The organism is Polynucleobacter asymbioticus, assembly GCF_018687575.1.
GTDB classification, from domain to species: Bacteria; Pseudomonadota; Gammaproteobacteria; order Burkholderiales; family Burkholderiaceae; genus Polynucleobacter; species Polynucleobacter asymbioticus_C.
In genome coordinates this window covers 217,569-236,676 of record NZ_CP061297.1, presented here as the reverse complement: position 1 = coordinate 236,676, position 19,108 = coordinate 217,569, and the positions used below count along the sequence as shown (strand labels likewise).

The 19,108-nt window shown below is 45.4% G+C and carries 19 protein-coding genes; 5 read left to right on the top strand and 14 right to left on the bottom strand.

What is annotated here, in order from left to right:
- Positions 1–10: 10 nt before the first annotated feature.
- Together galE and AOC19_RS01260 are read left to right on the top strand one after the other, a co-directional pair.
- Positions 11–1,024 (top strand): UDP-glucose 4-epimerase GalE, encoded by a 1,014-nt coding sequence (galE, locus tag AOC19_RS01265; protein WP_215376831.1) that lies wholly within the window; start codon positions 11–13, stop codon positions 1,022–1,024.
- Between the two features lie 31 nt (positions 1,025–1,055).
- Entirely contained in the window at positions 1,056–2,030 is a 975-nt protein-coding gene (locus tag AOC19_RS01260; RefSeq protein ID WP_215376828.1) for a hypothetical protein, read from the top strand.
- Between the two features lie 8 nt (positions 2,031–2,038).
- On the opposite strand, the gene AOC19_RS01255 is transcribed toward AOC19_RS01260, so the two are convergent.
- Complete coding sequence (locus tag AOC19_RS01255; RefSeq protein WP_215376825.1) at positions 2,039–3,010, bottom strand: hypothetical protein; 972 nt, start codon at positions 3,008–3,010, stop codon at positions 2,039–2,041.
- A 29-nt stretch (positions 3,011–3,039) separates the two neighbouring features.
- Complete coding sequence (locus AOC19_RS01250) at positions 3,040–3,588, bottom strand: methyltransferase domain-containing protein (protein WP_215376822.1); 549 nt, start codon at positions 3,586–3,588, stop codon at positions 3,040–3,042.
- Positions 3,589–3,752: 164 nt separating this feature from the next.
- Between AOC19_RS01250 and AOC19_RS01245 the strand changes: the two genes are divergently transcribed.
- Positions 3,753–4,817: a glycosyltransferase gene (locus tag AOC19_RS01245; protein ID WP_215376819.1), complete on the top strand. Its 1,065-nt coding sequence runs from the start codon at positions 3,753–3,755 to the stop codon at positions 4,815–4,817.
- 27 nt (positions 4,818–4,844) lie between these two features.
- On the opposite strand, the gene AOC19_RS01240 is transcribed toward AOC19_RS01245, so the two are convergent.
- From AOC19_RS01240 to AOC19_RS01225, 4 genes are read right to left on the bottom strand one after another with little or no spacing between them, the layout of a single operon-like run.
- Positions 4,845–5,837 (bottom strand): aspartate carbamoyltransferase catalytic subunit, encoded by a 993-nt coding sequence (locus AOC19_RS01240; RefSeq protein WP_251368050.1) that lies wholly within the window; start codon positions 5,835–5,837, stop codon positions 4,845–4,847.
- Positions 5,834–6,340, bottom strand: a complete 507-nt coding sequence (gene pyrR, locus AOC19_RS01235) for a bifunctional pyr operon transcriptional regulator/uracil phosphoribosyltransferase PyrR (RefSeq protein WP_435367683.1) — start codon at positions 6,338–6,340, stop codon at positions 5,834–5,836. Before pyrR ends, AOC19_RS01240 begins: the two co-directional genes overlap by 4 nt.
- 1 nt (position 6,341) lies before the next feature.
- Positions 6,342–6,764 carry a Holliday junction resolvase RuvX gene (gene ruvX, locus AOC19_RS01230; RefSeq protein ID WP_251368049.1) on the bottom strand — a complete coding sequence of 141 codons (423 nt, stop codon included), beginning with the start codon at positions 6,762–6,764 and terminating at the stop codon, positions 6,342–6,344.
- Positions 6,757–7,356 (bottom strand): YqgE/AlgH family protein, encoded by a 600-nt coding sequence (locus tag AOC19_RS01225; RefSeq protein WP_251368086.1) that lies wholly within the window; start codon positions 7,354–7,356, stop codon positions 6,757–6,759. The genes ruvX and AOC19_RS01225 overlap by 8 nt, the downstream gene beginning before the upstream one ends.
- A 127-nt stretch (positions 7,357–7,483) precedes the next feature.
- Between AOC19_RS01225 and AOC19_RS01220 the strand changes: the two genes are divergently transcribed.
- On the top strand, positions 7,484–8,974 hold the full coding sequence (locus tag AOC19_RS01220; RefSeq protein ID WP_215376813.1) for a cryptochrome/photolyase family protein: 1,491 nt from the start codon (positions 7,484–7,486) through the stop codon (positions 8,972–8,974).
- Positions 8,975–9,010: 36 nt separating this feature from the next.
- The gene (locus AOC19_RS01215; RefSeq protein ID WP_215376811.1) at positions 9,011–9,850 is read left to right on the top strand and encodes a symmetrical bis(5'-nucleosyl)-tetraphosphatase; all 840 of its coding nucleotides are present in this window, start codon (positions 9,011–9,013) and stop codon (positions 9,848–9,850) included.
- Between the two features lie 33 nt (positions 9,851–9,883).
- On the opposite strand, the gene hemL is transcribed toward AOC19_RS01215, so the two are convergent.
- The 8 genes from hemL to leuS all read right to left on the bottom strand — a co-directional run bounded on the left by hemL (position 9,884) and on the right by leuS (position 19,074).
- Positions 9,884–11,176, bottom strand: coding sequence for a glutamate-1-semialdehyde 2,1-aminomutase (gene hemL, locus AOC19_RS01210; RefSeq protein ID WP_215376808.1), 1,293 nt, complete (start codon positions 11,174–11,176; stop codon positions 9,884–9,886).
- 54 nt (positions 11,177–11,230) lie between these two features.
- On the bottom strand, positions 11,231–11,401 hold the full coding sequence (locus tag AOC19_RS01205; RefSeq protein ID WP_011902084.1) for a rubredoxin: 171 nt from the start codon (positions 11,399–11,401) through the stop codon (positions 11,231–11,233).
- Positions 11,402–11,425: 24 nt separating this feature from the next.
- Entirely contained in the window at positions 11,426–12,892 is a 1,467-nt protein-coding gene (locus AOC19_RS01200) for a THUMP domain-containing class I SAM-dependent RNA methyltransferase (RefSeq protein ID WP_215376805.1), read from the bottom strand.
- A gap of 68 nt (positions 12,893–12,960) precedes the next feature.
- Positions 12,961–13,386: a CopD family protein gene (locus AOC19_RS01195; RefSeq protein ID WP_215376802.1), complete on the bottom strand. Its 426-nt coding sequence runs from the start codon at positions 13,384–13,386 to the stop codon at positions 12,961–12,963.
- A 51-nt stretch (positions 13,387–13,437) separates the two neighbouring features.
- Positions 13,438–14,724, bottom strand: coding sequence for a glutamate-5-semialdehyde dehydrogenase (locus AOC19_RS01190; RefSeq protein ID WP_215376799.1), 1,287 nt, complete (start codon positions 14,722–14,724; stop codon positions 13,438–13,440).
- Between the two features lie 33 nt (positions 14,725–14,757).
- Entirely contained in the window at positions 14,758–15,819 is a 1,062-nt protein-coding gene (gene holA / locus AOC19_RS01185; RefSeq protein WP_215376796.1) for a DNA polymerase III subunit delta, read from the bottom strand.
- A 19-nt stretch (positions 15,820–15,838) separates the two neighbouring features.
- A complete protein-coding gene (gene lptE / locus AOC19_RS01180; RefSeq protein ID WP_215376793.1) occupies positions 15,839–16,366 on the bottom strand; it encodes an LPS assembly lipoprotein LptE in 528 nt (175 codons plus the stop codon).
- Positions 16,367–16,401: 35 nt separating this feature from the next.
- The gene (leuS, locus tag AOC19_RS01175; protein ID WP_215376790.1) at positions 16,402–19,074 is read right to left on the bottom strand and encodes a leucine--tRNA ligase; all 2,673 of its coding nucleotides are present in this window, start codon (positions 19,072–19,074) and stop codon (positions 16,402–16,404) included.
- Positions 19,075–19,108: the final 34 nt, after the last annotated feature.

Here is a 19,108-nt window from a genome sequence, read left to right as displayed (position 1 = left end):
CTAGAGAAATATGAAGACAATTTTGGTCACTGGTGGAACGGGATACATAGGCTCACATACTGTAGTAGCCCTGCAAGAGAGTGGCTATAAAGTTGTGATACTAGATAGCCTTTGCAATAGCAAAGCAATCACCCTTAACAGTATTGAAAAAATTAGCGCCCAAGCCCCTACTTTTTACCAAGGTGATATTCGAGATCGCACTTTACTGAGGAATATCTTTGCAAATCACCCTATTGATGGGGTGATTCATTTTGCAGGACTAAAGGCGGTGGGCGAGTCCCAAAGCGAGCCACTTAAGTATTACGATAATAATGTGGCTGGCAGCATCACACTCCTAGAAGAGATGATTCAAGCCAAAGTAGATACCTTTGTATTTTCTTCATCTGCAACCGTATATGGAGAGCCAGGGACTACTCAATACCAAGAGGGTATGCCTACCGCCCCTATTAATGTCTATGGCCGCACCAAACTCATGGTTGAGGAAATCCTCAGGGATAGTGCAAAAGCCAATCCTGGACTCAGAGTCGCCTGCTTACGTTACTTCAACCCCGTAGGAGCCCATCTATCAGGCTTGATTGGCGAGAACCCTGTTGGGACACCGAATAACTTAATGCCCTATATTGGTCAGATTGCTTTAGGCATCCTCCCAAAATTGAAAGTCTTTGGAAATGATTACCCAACACCAGATGGCACTGGCCTCAGAGACTATATCCACGTGGATGATCTAGCCCAAGGCCATTTACTGGCCTTACAGCATCTAGAGGATCACCCTGGGGCACTCACAGTCAACCTGGGAACTGGAAAACCCTATAGTGTTCTTAAAATGATTGCCACCTTTGAAAAAGTCAGTGGCAAGAAAATTCCATACGATTTAGTAGAGCGGAGATCTGGAGATTTGGCGGAGTATTATGCAAATTCAGACCTAGCTAAAACAGTCTTAGGCTGGGAAGCAAAACATGGAATTGAGCGAATGTGCGAGGATACTTGGCGCTTCTATAAGCAATTAGATTCAGCACAGTCTTAAATATCACTTACTGAGAATCAAATACTTTTAGATGCATAACTATAAAAAGATACTCGTAGTTTGCCCGGCTGGCGCAGTTACCGGCGGCCCCGAAGCGCTGCACCAACTGACAGCACACATGAACAGTCTAGGCCTACCAGCCTATATGTGCTACCTCCCTTTCTCAGAGACAGCAAAGCCACCCGCACCTTATGAGCGCTATCAAACTCAATCAGCACCCTATGAGGATGCGCCAGGCAACCTGATCATTTTCCCTGAAGTGGATCCCATGCTTGCACTTAAGGTTAAGCATGCAAAAGCCGCTCTTTGGTGGTTATCCTTAGAAAACTTCTTGGAACGCCGACATATTTGGCCCCTTCATGATCGCGTACGTTACTTCAAGCGAGTCCTGCAAAAGCGGAGGCCCTGGGGTGGAGCAAAGAATCTCAAAAGTCTTTTGCACTTTTCACAGACCGAGCATTCTACTCAATACCTAAAATCGTGTGGCATTGACCCAATTCCATTAATCGACTCCATCAATGAAGATTTCCTCACGGATAAATATCTAGACAAGATTGATCACAAGAAAAATATTATTTTGTACAACCCAACCAAGGGTTGGAAGGTGACACAACAACTGATTGCGCGCTATCCTCAATGGCAATTTCTGCCCCTCAAGGGTTTAAACCGAGACCAGCTCTCAGAAAAACTCTACAGCGCAAAGTTATATATTGATTTTGGGCACCATCCTGGTAGGGACCGTATGCCACGCGAGGCGGCAATGCATGGATGCTGCTTGATCACAGGAAAATTGGGTTCAGCCGGAAATGCAATCGACCTACCGATACCATCGCAATACAAATTTGATAGCAATGCCCCAAACTTTGTGGAAGCCTTCGGTGAACTCGCTAACGATGTGATGGAAAACTTTCCAAAACACTATGTAGACTTTGGCACTTATAGGAAGTGGTTACAAGATGAGCCGAGAATATTCAAACAACAAATCGCCGATTACTTCTGCAAGTAATTCGAAATTTACTTAAATCTCCTAAAAAAATGTTTAAGTAAATTGCGCTGATTCAGCTTTGTATTTTCATCCACCCTCAATGCGCAAGATTGAATTTTTTGAATATAGGTCATTATTAGACCTTGCTGCGCTAAATAGTCATTAGCTTTAAATTGAGTCGACATAGAAAATGCAAAACGCTGCAACTCTTCATCAGAAAAAGTATTTCTACTTGTCTTAATAAAGGTGGTCTCATAAGGGTGGGCACTTCTCCCAAAATAAGAACCCTGAAACCCACTATCCCCCTCTCTTGAGCTAGGATTTATATCTACCAAGGCTTCTCGGTAATCTACTTGGTTGTATTCAGGAAGCATGCATTGAAAATTCAAACCCATATCCAAAATGAGTTGAGAGAGCCGAATTTCATAGTCTCGTACCGTTTCATCCTTACTGAGAGCGTCAACCCCCTCATAAAAACCGCTCTCAATAAGCCGGTTGAGAACATGACGACTCAATACATAACACGTGGTTTGAACATGACCCAAGAACCGATCATTTCGGTCAAGAATTCCGTACTTTTGATAGTACATCTTTGCAATAGAATGCTCATGGGGAGTAATGCTGATAACAGATCCGACGATTCCAACATCATCCGAAAACTTCTCAATGAATAGGTCAGTCCATTTTTGATTGCAGTAGCCCAAAAGAAAAGGGCCGCGCACGGATGAGTTAATAAAGAAATAAAAATCGTATTGTCGCCATAGACCTAAATTTTTTATGGCCACACAATACCCGCCATAGTCAAAATTTTTATTTTCAGTAAATAGGTACTCAATATTATCCAAAACTGGCAGTTCAATTGAATATTCTCCGGCAACAATAATTAAATAATTTAAGCTTGGGTCATACCCATATCTCAAAAAGTGGGCAAAGTTATCAATGTATGACTGGTCTTTTTCAAAGTAATGGTAGAGCACCAATACTTTATTGGCCTCCACCATAGATTCGAGTGCAGCGTCTCTCACCAAGCTCAAACTTTTCTCAGCACACTGATTAAATGGGTCGAATGGCGAACTTGACTCTCTATCTTGAAGGCGCCATTGAATCCATACATCCTCCCCCACTGAAGCTGATCATCAAAATATTGGGAGAACGTTTCGCTCGTTATTGGATTGATATGGGTTGGATCTGTGAAGCATGCGGAAAATGGGTACACAGGGGTTTGAGCCAGAAAGAGCCCTCCAGGAGTAAGAACGCGATAAATCTCACTCATTAACTCTATAAAAGAGTAGCGAATTTGCGGCAAATAAACAACCCGAGGGACGTGCTCGATAAAATCAAATGCGGTAATGTAGTCCATGGAGGCATCCCCATGGGGAATTCCCTCTTGCGCAAGATCAGATCTAGTAATGTTGGGATTAGCGCTATCTCGGATATCAATCCCATAAAGAAGATCTGCCTTAAATGGATTCCTAGGAATACCCCCGCACCCTAGATCCAAAGTCTTAGAATTTGTATTGCTAGACGTTTTGGCGCGGAATTTAGAGTAGAAAGGCTCTAAATCTTCAACCTCTTCCATATCTACAATATGGCTAAGAGACCGAAACATCATTTTCAGGGTTTTAAAATACTTTAGGAGCCTCATATAGCCTCTGGCATTGATTAAAGTTTCTCTTAGCAACAAAAGAAGTATTCAATGGCATTGTAAACTTACAAATCATCGCCACCAAGGCCTCACCCCTCATGACCCGTATTCTTATTGTTTATCAATCTAAGCCAGCCATCGTTCCAGGACTGGAAAAGGGGTTTGAAAATGCTGGGGTAGAAACAATTACCTTCCTGGCAAATGAACATCACCATTGGGTCGATAAGTACGTATTCCACGCGATTAATAAGTGGGCTCACAACCTTCGGATTCTTAAAAAGGGGAAGTTTCTTTTTTCAAGACACCCATTAACGCATTGGAACTATCTCAATACAGAGCTAGTGAAGTTTTACAAAGAAAATAATCCTGATTTCGTATTTTTTATACACGGCATTCATTATTCAGAATCAACGCTCACCCAAATTAATGTCCCTAAGATTGCCTGGTTAGTTGACCCAGTTCAAGACCCTAATCGACTAGCTTTATTTTCTAAGGATCTTGATTGGTATTTTTCTTATAGCAAGATTGCGATAAGAGTATTGAATGAGCTGGGATTTACAAATACAAGTTATTTGCCACACGCAGTCGATCATCATGAATTCCGCTATATTCCTGGCACTAAAAAATCAATTGATATCTCGTTTGTTGGCAAACATAGCGTACACCGGGAGAAATTTATTCTAGCGGCATTAGAGGTAACCAATAAAGTTAGTCTCTATGGCTCAAGGTGGGTGGCACCTGCTTTATCTAAGCCGTCGCTACTTAAAGCAATCAAAGGCATTGAATGCTATGGGGAAAAGTTAAATAAGCTCTACAACTCATCCAAAGTTGTTCTGAGCATTATTGCAAGGCCAGAAAATGCACTAGAGGCTCAAAGCGGAATCAACATGAGGCCTTACGAAATTTTGGCTTCGGGATCAATTCTTTGCTCTGACAATTACGATGAACTCCATCCAGAATTAATTAATAATCAGAACTTAATTCTTTTTAATAATATTGATGAATTCAAGCAATCACTCTCTATGCTGCTTGATGACAAGAAAAAAATTGAGAATGTTGCAGCATTAGGAAGAGATTTCATTGAAGGCCGCTTCTCTTATGATGAAATGGCAAAGACTATTCTTGCTAAATTTAAAGAAATTCAAGACGGTACATCTTCATAGAACTGCTGTTGAGGCCATGAATTGCCTCTAGTTCCCCGCAACAATCGACATCACCGCCATCCGCACCGCAATACCAAAGGTCACTTGATTCAAGATGACAGATTGCGGGCCATCTGCAACTGCTGAATCTATCTCTACGCCACGATTCATTGGGCCTGGATGCATCACAATGGCATCGGGTTTAGCTAAGGCTAGGCGTGTAGGGGTTAAGCCATATTGCTTAAAGAAGGCATCGCCCTCAGGTACCTGACCAGCTTCCATGCGCTCTTTCTGAATACGCAGAGTCATCACCACATCAACACCTTTAAGACCCTCCTCCATGCTATGGAAGACCTTAACCCCAAGCATATCCAAGTCACTTGGTAGCAGGCTCTCAGGGCCAATAGCCCTGATATCAGTACAGCCCAAAGTTCTCAATGCACAGATATTGGATTTAGCAACACGGCTATGCACGATATCGCCAACGATAGCGACCTTTAGTCCACTAAAGTCTTTCTTAAAGTGGCGCATCGTATACATATCAAGCAAGCCTTGCGTAGGATGCTGATGACTACCATCACCCGCGTTCACAACGTGCACATGTGGTGGAACATGTTGAGCAATCTCAATCGGCGCCCGAGAGACGCTGTGGCGTACAACAAAAATATCTGCCTGCATAGCTACCAAGTTATCAATGGTATCTAAAAGACTCTCACCTTTAGCCGTAGAAGAAGTGGAGATATCCAGATTAATTACATCGGCCGATAAACGTTTGGCAGCAATCTCAAAAGTAGTTCGCGTGCGTGTAGAGTTCTCAAAAAAGAGATTAAATACGCTTTTACCTCGCAGTAGAGGTACTTTTTTTACCTCTCTAGCAGGATCCGTAATGCTCACAAACTGCTGAGCGGTATCCAAAATATGTAGAATCTGCTCCTTAGGTAAACCCTCTAGGGTGAGAAGATGAGTTAGCTCACCAGAACTATTAAATTGGTTTACGGGGCTGCTCAATGGAGTATTCACTAAAGTGGTATCTAGACTCATGCTGTGCGCGCCTCTAATTGAAAGCTGAACTTGCCAGCATCATCTTTTTCTAAAACTAATATTTTATTGTCTGGAACACTCACTTGCTCCCCCACAAAATCAGCAGAGATTGGTAACTCACGATTCTCACGATCGGCCAATACCATCAACTGCACTTGTGCCGGCCGACCAAAATCAAATAGTTCATTAAGGGCTGCTCGAACTGTACGACCCGTCAATAAAACATCATCGATCAAGATCATATTTGCACCATTTACTTCAAAGGGAAGATTCGTCGACATCGTGCTAGCAGTACGAAGCGCGGTCATCCCCTTCTCTGCATAATCATCCCGATGAAAAGCCACATTAATCACACCGTAGTGGGGCAAATTGAGATCGACAGCCAAACGCTCCGCAATCCAAGCACCACCCATCGCAAGACCAGCCAACTCAAAGACCTCATTTGCATCTTTACGAAGCTTGATTACCTCTAATAGTTTCCGATACGACCGCTCTGCATTCATCTCAACCAATCCAATTCTTTTCAAGAAAATACTGCTCCAAAATTAAGGCTGCTGACTTGGCATCTAAATTGTCCCGCATCTCTGGGTCTGATTCTAAAACTGCTGAGGTATAGCGCTCATCCACCCAGGCTACTGGCAACCCAAAACGTCCATGAAGCTGATTGCCAAAACGCCGCGCCCTTGCACTCATTTCATGTTCGGTGCCATCTGGATGACATGGCAAACCAACCACTAACTGGTTAGGCAGCCACTCCTTAAGCAATTCCTCGATCACCTTAAAACTTGCATCACTAGAAGCCTCTGTAATGGTTTTCAAGGGCTGTCCCGCTTGGGTCAAGGTATTGCCCACTGCTACGCCGATACGGCGAGTGCCATAGTCAAAAGCCATGATGGTTAACTCTTTTGCGCCCATATCCTTAGGCATGCCCCGTTTGACCTGATAAGCAGGAAGGGTCAAAGCCCAGATGACTGATCGCTCTCTCGTAGCGCTGACTAGAGGGGGTATCAAAAATAATATCGATCATTTGCTGCTGAGATAGAGGAACATTCATCCAGCCATTGAGGGTAATTTCCTCTTCAAGCTGTCCCGCACCCCAGCCTGAATACCCCAAAGTCATTAGAAACTTACTGGGGCCATTACCTGCTGCTACAGCCTCAAGCACATCTTTAGAAGTAGTCATCGTGAGGCCGCCTGGAACGGATAATGAAGAGCTATACGCCACCTCTGTGGAGGTCTCATGCAAAACAAACCCCCGTTCGATTTGGACAGGACCGCCAAAGTACACGGGCTGATCCAATAATGGGGTAATTTCTAGCTTCAGCTCAACCTTATCAAACAAAGTTGCCAAATCGACCTCGGTCGGACGATTAACAACCAAACCCATGGCACCGCGCTCGGTATGCTCAAAAAGGTAAATGACAGAGCCTTCAAAATTGGGGTCCAACATCCCTGGCATAGCAATCAAAAATTGATTGGCAAGGTGGTTTGCAGAAAAGGAAATTGATGAATCTAGCATCTTAGCTAAATGCGAAGCCTGAACGGCTTCTGTGGAGGCTTTTTTGGCCATGCTCATATGGGATTGATTTTACAGAAATTCCACTGAATTCAAGCACTTTTCATCAATAAGCCCTAAGATGTTGGCTATGAAAAAAGCTCTCGTTTGGCTCCGTCGTGACCTTCGCCTCTATGACAATGCCGCTCTCCATCATGCCCTTAAAAATAATGCGCAGGTATGGCTGACCTTTATTTTCGATACTGACATCCTAGAACCACTCCGCAGCGAGGATTTGGACGAGACAGGCTTAAGGCATGATCGACGTGTAGATTTTATTTGGCAAGGGCTAAAACAGATTGATGAAGCCTTAAGAAAACAAGGTGGCGGACTTGTTGTACAGCATGGCAAACCTACGGAATGCATTCCTAAAATCGCGAAATTATTAGGCGTCAACAGCGTCTATGCTAATCATGACTATGAACCATCGGCAATTGCCCGCGATGACTCTGTAAGGCAATCACTAGAAAAGCGGGGCATTGAATTCGACTCTTTTAAAGACCAAGTGATTTTTGAGAAGAAAGAAATTCTAACTAACTCAAATACGGTGTTCTCAATCTTTACCCCCTATAAGAATAATTGGCTCAAAACGCTACAAGAAAAAGATATCGCAGCATATGACTGCACTCCTAAGAAAGGGCAATTCGCAGCCATCCCACATACTTTGGAATCTCCTATTCCACCTCTACAATCAATGGGCTTTAGCCCGACTGGAATTGAAACTTATCTCCCGCCAGGATCTGAGGGTGGCCAGAGCTTCTTAGAAGACTTCCTCCATCGCATCGATCAGTATCAAATCGGTCGCGACTTCCCGGCCATTAAGGGCGTGAGCTATCTGTCGACACACCTACGCTTTGGTATGCTCTCGATTAGAGGCTTGGTACGTGAAGCCCACCGCCGCATGCTGGCAGGCAGCATGGGTGCAACGATCTGGTTAAGCGAACTGATCTGGCGTGATTTTTATTTCATGATTCTGGCGAACCATCCACGTCTTGCTGAAGGTGCAGCCTTCAAAGCAGACTATGACAATATCGAATGGGAAAGTGGTGCCACTGCCAAAAAACTATTTAAATCTTGGTGCGATGGCAAAACTGGTTACCCACTAGTAGACGCCGCAATGCATCAACTCAATCAAAGTGGCTATATGCATAATCGTCTTCGCATGGTAGTTGCCAGCTTCCTTACTAAGGATTTAGGAATTGATTGGCGCTGGGGCGAAATGTATTTTGCAAAACACCTCAACGATTTTGAGCTATCGTCCAATAATGGTGGCTGGCAATGGGCCTCCTCCTCAGGATGTGATGCACAACCCTACTTCCGCATTTTTAACCCAATCACCCAATCCCAAAAGTTTGATCCCGAAGGAAAGTTCATTCGTCGCTATTTACCGCAACTCGACAAGCTCTCCAAAAAATCCATTCATGCGCCTTGGGAAGCTGGTCACATTGAACTAGAAGCGGCTGGAATCCTTCTGGGTCGTGACTACCCCCTACCAGTTGTTAATCATGACCAAGCACGCAAAAAGACATTAGTGCGCTATAGCGTAGTTAAAAAAGTGACTTCTGAGGATTCGGTAACTTAATTGCGGGTCTTAGTTCGTTCCGCTTTAAGATAGGGTATGAACAAGATTTATGCGGTAGGTGATATTCAGGGCTGCGCGCCCTCTTTGAAGGCACTCGTCAAAAAACTCCCGACTCAATCTAGGATGATTTTTTTGGGTGACCTGGTTAATCGAGGTCCCGACTCTTTAGGCACCTTACGCTACCTCAAGCAATTACAAGAAGAAAAACGTATTGAGTGCATTCTCGGAAATCATGACCTTCATTTACTTGCAGTAGATGCTGGCATTCGAAGAACTAAAGGGCTAGATACCGTACAACCCATTCTAGATGCACCCGATAGAGCGGAATTAATTAATTGGCTACGCCATCGACCCATGGCATTAAGCAATGGCAAGGTATTGACCGTCCATGCAGGCGTGGTACCTCAATGGGATCTCCAACAAACAATTGAGTGCGCACAAGAAGTAGAAAAAGTGCTTCGCAAAAAATCCTATAAAGATTTTTTAGCGAATATGTATGGCAATGCTCCCCATAAGTGGAGTAACTCACTCAAGGGGTATGACCGTTTACGCGCTATTACCAATGCGCTAACCCGTATTCGTTTTTGCACCCCTACAGGCACCATGGAGTTTGAGAGTAAAGAAGGTTTTGAAGATGGTCCGAAGGGTTATATCCCTTGGTTCAAGTCTCCCAAGAGAAAAACCCAAGATTCCCTCATTTACTTTGGGCACTGGTCAACGCTAGGACTACTGCGACATGAGAATGTTATTGGACTAGATACAGGCTGCGTCTGGGGTGGAAAACTCACCGCAATGGAAATTCCAGAATCAGGCAAGCCCAGCAAGAATCTCAAGATTATCCAAGTAGATGGCTACGACCATCCACTCAGAATGTAATGCTTGCTAGCAGCTCCTTACTAAGAAATTCTCTTATAACTTCTTAAATGCAGTTTTTGCTGCAGTAATGATTTCATCAAGTACGGCGTTGTCATGCGTAATTGAGGTAAATCCAGCTTCATATGCCGACGGTGCTAAATACACACCTTGATCCAGCATCAGGTGGAAAAATTTCTTAAACGCTTCGATATCGGTTTTAGTCACCGCTTCAAAAGAAGTTGGAACCTCATTGGCAAAGTAAAAGCCGAACATGCCACCAACGCTATCTACCGAAAATGGCACACCCGCATCGTCAGCAGCTAGTTTTAAACCAGCCATGAGCTTTTCAGTTTGACTAGTCAGGCACTCATAAAAACCTTCTCTAGAAATAATCTCTAAGGTCTTTAAGCCTGCAGCAACGGCTACCGGATTGCCTGATAAGGTGCCCGCCTGATACACATTACCCAGCGGGGCTAGCTTAGACATGATTTCTTTTTTACCGCCAAAGGCAGCCATCGGCATGCCGCCACCCATGACTTTGCCAAGACAAGTCAGGTCAGGAGTAATCCCTTGCAGAGATTGAGCGCCACCCAAGGCAACCCGAAAGCCCGTCATCACTTCGTCGTAAATTAATACGCTGCCATGCTGGCTAGTCAATTGACGCAGTGTTGTCAGAAATTCTTTTGAGGGTTTAATGAGATTCATATTGCCAGCAAACGGCTCAATAATCACCGCGGCAACCTGGTTGCCTTGCTTCTGAAAGACTTCCTTCAGCGCTGCCACATCGTTGTATGGCAACACCATCGTATGCTTTACCAGATCGTGTGGCACACCACCAGATGATGGAGCATTTTGAGTGGAATCTGCAAAGGTCAAAAGACCCGAACCCGCTTTAACGAGCAAACTATCAGCATGACCGTGATAGCAACCTTCAAATTTAATAATGAGATCACGACCGGTATAGCCACGTGCAAGACGCAGAGCGCTCATAGTGGCTTCAGTTCCGCTCGAGACCATACGAACTTGCTCAATACTAGGGACTAACTGGCAGATGCGTTCAGCTAATGCAATTTCACCTTCGGTAGGGGCGCCGTAGCTAAAGCTGGTTTCTGCTGCCTGCTTGACCGCCTCAACCACTTCTGGATTCGCATGACCCGCAATCATCGGACCCCAAGACATAATCAAATCAATATAGCGCGTACCTTCGGCATCCCAAAAATAAGGACCTTTAGCCTTAGCAACAAAACGGGGTGTACCACCCACCTGACGAAAAGCGCGCACTGGAGAGTTCACCCCTCCAGGAATCGTTTTTTGTGCACGCTCAAATAAGATGTCGTTTTGTCCCAAGATGCTGCCCTGCTTTCGCTAAAGTATTTTTTGTAGTTAATTAATGTGGAGCGATTAAATCGCCATCATTTCAAAATCTTCTTTACGTGCGCCACACTCTGGGCAAGTCCAATTCATGGGCACATCTTTCCAAAGCGTGCCCGGTGCAATACCCTCTTCCGGTAAGCCAGCAGCTTCGTCGTAAACCCAGCCGCAAATTAAGCACATGTATGTTTTAAATTCCATCGCCGTCTTCCTTGTCTATATTTTTTATTTTAAATCTGCTACTGCATCGCGTTTTTGATGCATCTCAAACTTGAACAGCCTGCATTCCAGGGGGCCATTAAATAATGGTGTGCGCTTAGATTCCTTGATGCGCAATTGCCCTGGTAAGGCCATATCTGCCGTTAATACAAAAACATTCCAACCGCCAAAATCATCCTTAAGGTGCTGACCAAACTGTCTTAAGAACTCGACAAACTTTGGATCTTGCTCTTCTTGAGCTTGTAACTTTTTGAGAGACTCGCGGCTAGAGCGTTTAGCGCTCTGACGACCTGTCTCTAGATTAAAGGCATAGCGATCTTCTGGCTCCTCGGCTTGCTCATAGTCATCTCGCTCTATATCGCCACCTACATTACGATCTTGACCTCGTCCACCCTTGATTACTAGGCGCTCGCCGTATGGGGGATTCAAGAGCATCACACCACCTTGAGCATTTGCTGGGGGCTTGCTAGCTAAAGCGTCAATCTGACGAGTCACTGGCAGCCCAGGCAACTGCGCACGCTGCCAATTACCCTTAAACATGGCCACTAGGCGCTCATTAATATCGCCACCGCTAATCCCCAACGATTCTGAATCTGGGAACTGTTTACGCTTTTCCATCATTTCAGCATGTGCAGCGTCTTTCAGAGAGCCCCAGCGCTTTTGCTCAGCAGCCTCATTAAAAGGCTTGAGTCGTTGAAAACCAAAGCCATGGGCTGAAGTAACCAATGGGCGATAAGCCAAGCGGCTCGGCTTGGCATCATCGCCATACATCCCCGCCCGAATGGCCCCTGGCGGAATAGCTAAGGCCATTTGTGCAGCCTCAATTAAAAAGGTTCCACTACCGCACATTGGATCGAATAAAGATTGTGAAGGTTTCCAGCCAGTAATTGACAGGATGCCTGCTGCGAGATTTTCTTTTAAAGGTGCATCACCTTTTTCATCACGCCAGCCCCGTTTAAATAAGGCCTCACCAGAAGTATCCAAATAGATTGTGGCATGTGTTGCCGTCAGATGAGCCTGAACACGCACATCTGGAAACGCGGTATCAATACTTGGACGGTCACCAGTGACATCGCGGAGACGATCAACAATCGCATCCTTAATCTTCAGAGTTGCGAAATTCAAACTCTTTAGTGGGGAGCGATGTGCAGTGACATCAACGCGCAGGGTTTGTTTAGAGGAAAACCACTCCTCCCAAGCTAAACCGCTAGCCAGCTTATATAAATCTTCTTCCTGACGATATGGGGATTCAGCCATTTGCAGCAAGACTCGACTTGCAATGCGGGAATGTAAGTTCAAAGCCATCGCTGCAGAGATAGGAGCCGCCAAACCCACTCCACCAGTAGGGCTCGTAGGTGTTGGGTCAATGACCCAAGCGCCCAAAGCCTTGCAGTCAGGACGCTGCGCAATACTTGCTAGCTCTTGTGCAAGTGGCACTTCCAGTCCGCCTGGACAAACAACAAAAAATCTCATGAGGCTAGCAATCTAAAAAAGGGAAAGTAAAAAATCAAAACAATTCAACAATTAGCTGGGGATCAGCGTTAAGGCTTAATCACAACCAAGGCTGTCACGATTAACAAAAGAATTACTGGCACCTCGTTAAACCAGCGATACCAAACTCCAGAGCGGGTATTGACACCATTGCGGAACTTTTTAAGCAAGCTCCAACAAGCATGGTGATAGCCGATAACCAAGATGACAAAGAAAAATTTGGCATGCATCCAAACTTCTCCAGCACCAATCCTGAAATGCAACCAAAGTGTTAGACCTAAGAAGACTGCAGGCACAGCCAAAATAGTCATAAAACGAAACAGACGACTGGCCATACCGAGAAGACGCGCATACACCTCTGGATTTTTCTCATCTGCGAGATTCACAAAAATACGCGGGAGATAAAACAAACCTGCGAACCAAGAGGCAATCAAGACAATGTGAAGTGTCTTAGTCCATAAATATGCATTGCCCATGATGAATAATTTCCGTTCTGTATTTTTCTGTAATTCGTTAATAAGGCTTCATTAAGTACGAATCTCGCCATGACCCATGACGATGTATTTAAGGGAAGTGAGACCATCTAAGCCAACGGGGCCACGGGCATGTAACTTGTCATTCGAGATGCCAATCTCGGCACCTAGACCGTATTCAAAGCCATCGGCAAAACGGGTGCTGGCATTCACCATCACACTAGCACTATCCACTTCACGTAAGAAGCGATTGGCCTGCGTTTGATTGTTGGTAATGATGGCATCGGTATGTTTGCTACCGTATTGCTCAATATGGCTCATTGCCTCGTCCATATTCGCAACAGTCTTAATTGACAAAATCGGTGCCAAATATTCTGTTTGCCAATCTTCTTCAGTAGCATTGATTAAATCTTTAAAACCTACCGCCTCAAGAGTGTTTCTGGTCTGTACATCAACACGCAACTCCACACCTTTATCTTGATAGATTTTGCAAAGAGCTGGCAATACTTGAGGTGCGATAGTTTTGTTGACTAAGAGTGTCTCCATCGCATTACATGGCGCATAGCGCTGGGTCTTTGCATTATCACAAACCTTGATTGCCATTGCGACATCCGCATCAGCATCAATATAGGTATGACAGATGCCGTCCAAATGCTTAATCATCGGCACGCGCGCTTCTGCCATCAAACGGGCAATCAAGCTTTTGCCACCGCGTGGAACGATCACATCAATATATTCAGTCATGGTGATCATTTCGCCAACGGCAGCGCGATCTGTGGTGGTTACAACTTGTACCGCATCCATGGGTAGATTGGACGCATCCAAACCTTCTTGAATCAATTGCGCTAGCAAGGCATTTGAATCAATCGCCTCTGAACCGCCGCGCAAAATCACTGCATTTCCGGATTTGAGACACAGTGCAGCAGCATCAATCGTCACATTTGGACGAGATTCATAAATAATGCCGATCACACCCAGAGGCACACGCATCTGACCGAGCTCAATACCGGAGGTCTGTTTTTGCAATGGCGTTATTTTGCCAATCGGATCGTCCAGAGAAACAATTTGCTCCAAACCCAAGGCCATCGACTCGATCGTCTTTGGTGTCATGGTGAGACGATCAATAAATGCAGCGTCTTGACCATTGGTCTTTGCACGAGCAACATCAAGTGCATTGACTCGCATAATTTCATCAGAGCGCTCACGAACTAATTTGGCGATATGCAATAAAGCTTTGTTTTTTTGTTCGCTGGATGCTCGCGCCATGGCACGTGAAGCCTGACGAGCACGACGGCCAATGTCTTGCATCATTTGCTGAATGGTATTTGTTGAATTACTCATATATTTACTATGTCAAAATTAATCTTGTTTTATCTAGCGCAATAGATTGCCCACTAAACGCAAACCATCCCAAGGATCCGCTGGTAATTCAGCCGCATGCAATCCTTTGGCTTGACGATCTAAGCCTGCAGCCACCTGCATCGCTCTGCGCAACCTCAAAGGCTGCACCCGTTTTAAGGCCATCGGATATAAACGCTCTTTGTTACCCCAGATGCGGTTAGCACGCATTAAATTCTGAACCGACTCCCCAGCATCGCTTGCCGCCTTCAGTTTCGATAGTATCCGAAGCTCTTCAGTTACGCTCCACAGAATCAAGACCAAAGGCTCGCCCTCACCTTTGAGGCCATCTAACATGCGATTAAGGCGAGCTAGATCGCCAGCTAACATTGCTTCTGTCAATTCAAAGATGTTATAACGAGCGACCTTCAAAATAGCAGACCGAATTTGTTCCTCAGTTAAAACACCCGCAGGATGCAACAAACCCAGCTTCTGAATTTCTTGATGAGCAGCAATGAGGTTGCCCTCTACCTGCTCAGCAATGAAGGCTAAAGCACGCTGCCCATCTGGGCCTGACTGAACTTCTTGACCCTGCTTTTTTAGACGGCCTGCAATCCACTGCGGCAATTGCGTACGATCCAAGGAATCCAATTGAATCCCCATACCTGCTTCATCCAAAGCAGTAAACCAAGCAGAGGTTTTAGTCTTCCCATCTAATTTGGGCAGAATGATGCAAAAAATGGTGTCTGGGCCCTCAGACCCCACTGACTGAGACCCAATTTGGGCAGAGAACTGCTTCAGCGCATCTGCACCATCACGCCCAGGCTTACCTGTGGGTATACGCAGCTCAACCCAGCGCTTGTCTCCGAACAAGGACATGGTTTGGCCTGCGCTTAATAAAGCACCCCAATCAAATCCACGCTCTTGCAATAAAACTTCACGATCGGTGTAACCCATTTTTTTGGCAGTAGAACGCAATTGGTCCATCGCCTCCATCATGAGGAGAGGCTCATCACCGCTAAATATGTAGAGGGGCTTTAATGAAGCCGCCGAATTAAGCGACTTCAAATGAACCTGCAGGGCATCGCTCTTAACCATGCGATTTGCTCATCATTTTTTAAAAACTGCGAGCCTGCGGTGCTCGAGCAGATGCAGAGACTCGACGCAGAATTTGTACTGCAAGATCTCGACGCATCAAAGATAGAAATTGCTGCATTTGAACGTCCGTTGCCAACACAGTCGATACCGAGAAGTCCATATCGCGAGTCATATAAATTTCAGCTTCAGGAACAATATCCGCCCCAGCATTATCATAGGCTCTAAATCCAACACGAATGTTTAAGCGATAAGCAGAAACCTGCCCATTCGAGTTGTAAGCCAACACCTCGCGACCATTCAGATCATTGGTAATCTCCAAGATAAGGTCGGCATCCCTAGGATTAATTGCCAACTTCGCATCGGTACCAGTCAGTATGGCTGTCTGTAGATCAGTGCGCAATGGTGGCGATGGATTACCAGTAATTGCTATTACTTTAAAAGGTAAATCGACCATACCCCTAACGCGAAATCCGCAAGCTAATAAGCCACTGAGCGGAATCGTGACTAACATACCAAGCACAGTTCTTCGAAGGAGGTCGGTGTGCATGTGATTAGCCCGTAGTTAAGGTACGTTTGAACAATTTAAGCAACAATATTAATCAAGCGACCAGGCACCACAATCACCTTTTTAGGTGCTGCGCCGTTTAGTGCTTTCACAGCAGGCTCGCTTTGTAATGCCAAAGCCTCAATTTGCTCTTTAGTGGCATCGGCAGGCACACGGATATCGCCACGCAACTTGCCATTAATTTGCAACATGATGGTCAACTCTGTTTGAATCAGCGCAGTCTCGTCTACTACGGGCCATGGCGCATCTAATAACGAGCCAAAAGTTTGATCACACCCAAGCTCATTCCAAAGAGCATGCGTCAAGTGCGGCACTACTGGGTACAGCACTCGAATCAAAATACTTAAACACTCACGCAATACAGCAGGTCGCACTGCAGACTTATCGCCTAATTTCACGGGCTCTAAGACGTTCAGCATCTTCATTGCTGCAGAAACTACGGTGTTGTACTGGCGACGCTGATAGTCAAAGTTAGCCTGCTTCAGAATGGTATGCACTTCACGACGCAATTCTTTTTCAGCATCATTCAAATCGCTTGGCAAGGTTTCACCGGCAGCGCGGATTGTATCAGCCTGACTGCTGGAATACATCCATACGCGACGCAAGAACCGAGAAGCTCCTTCAACACCGGCACTAGACCATTCAAGCTGCTGCTCAGGAGGAGCAGCAAACATCACGAAGAGACGTGCAGTATCAGCACCGTATTGATCAATCAAAGCCTGAGGATCAACGCCATTATTTTTACTCTTAGACATCTTCTCAACGCCACCAATAATGACTGGTGTGCCAGAAGTATCGCCTTTCAGCTTAGCGCTGTGAGGGCGGCCCTTTTCATCGAGCTCAAGTTCTACATCCAAGGGATTTAACCAAGTCTTTTTGCCAGAGACTTCTTCAGAGTAATAGGTCTCATTGAGCACCATACCTTGGGTGAGCAAGTTCTGGAAGGGCTCATCAAAAGTAATGAGATTGAGATCGCGCATGACCTTAGTCCAGAAGCGTGCATAGAGTAAATGCAAAATCGCATGCTCAATACCGCCAATGTACTGATCCATTGGCATCCAGTATTCATTACGCTCATCGACCATAGTCTTTGCATCTGGACCGGTGTAACGCATGAAGTACCAAGATGAATCTACAAAAGTATCCATGGTGTCAGTCTCACGACGCGCAGGCTTGCCACATTTTGGACACTTAACATTTAGGAAATCAGCACGCTTATTGAGCGGATTGCCACTGCCATCTGGTACGCAATCTTCCGGCAACACCACTGGCAAATCTGCTTCAGGCACTGGCACAGCGCCACAACCTGAGTTTTGCTCATCACCACAATGAATAATCGGAATTGGTGTTCCCCAATAGCGCTGACGAGAGATACCCCAATCTCGCAAACGATAGGTGGTTTTGATTTCACCAATACCCATTTGCTCTAAATCTTTGGCTACTGCATCAACCGCCTCTTCATGCGATAGGCCATCGTACTTACCGCTATTAAGACAAACGACGTCATCCTTCTGGGCATACCAATCTTGCCAGTGGCTGGTGTTGAACATCTCCGATGGAGTGCGTAAAGCAATCACTTGCTTAATCGGTAAGTTGTATTTGAGCGCAAAAGCAAAGTCACGCTCATCATGTGCAGGTACACCCATGACAGCGCCATCGCCGTAGGACATCAAAACATAATTACCAACCCAAACTGGTACTGGCTCATTGGTCAGTGGATGTGTCACATACAGACCAGTGAACATGCCTTCTTTTTCTTGAGTGGCAAGATCAGCTTCAATCACACTACCGGTTTTGCATTTCTCAATAAATGCAGATAACTCTGGATTATTAGCAGCGGCCAATGTCGCCAAAGGATGCTCCGCTGCAACTGCGCAGAAAGTAACACCCATGATGGTGTCAGCACGCGTAGTAAACACATATAGCTGACCATCTTGAACAAAATTGCCGTGTGCGTCTTGGATCTCGTGCTTGAACGCAAAACGCACGCCACGACTTTTGCCAATCCAATTCTGCTGCATGATCTTGACGCGCTCAGGCCAACCCAAACCATCTAAACCAGTCAGTAGTTGCTCTGCATAGGCCGTAATGTTGAAGTAGTACCCAGGAATCTCACGCTTCTCCACTAAGGCACCAGAGCGCCAACCGCGCCCATCAATCACCTGCTCATTAGCCAATACTGTTTGATCGATTGGATCCCAATTCACGACTTGGGTTTTGCGATAAGCAATACCTTTTTCCAGCATCTTCAAAAAGAGCCATTGATTCCAGCGATAGTAATCAGGACTACAAGTAGCCACTTCGCGTGACCAATCTATTGCCAGACCCATCGCCGCCATTTGCTTTTTCATATAAGCAATGTTGTCGTAGGTCCATTTAGCTGGTGGTACTTTATTCTGAATCGCCGCATTTTCTGCGGGCATACCAAACGCATCCCAACCCATTGGCATGAGTACGTTATAGCCCTGCATACGCAACTGTCTCGCCATTACATCGTTAATCGTGTAGTTACGAACGTGGCCCATGTGCAACTTACCTGATGGGTAGGGCAACATTGAGCAGGCATAGTATTTTGGTCTTAGCTTGCCAGAAGCATCTACTGCATTCTCGGTAACCCGATAGGCTTGTGCGCTCTCCCAATCAGCGCGTGCTGCAGCTTCAATACTGCGGTGATCGTAATCCTTGCTCATTCAATACAACTCTTTTCTTCTATTCTTTAGTTAG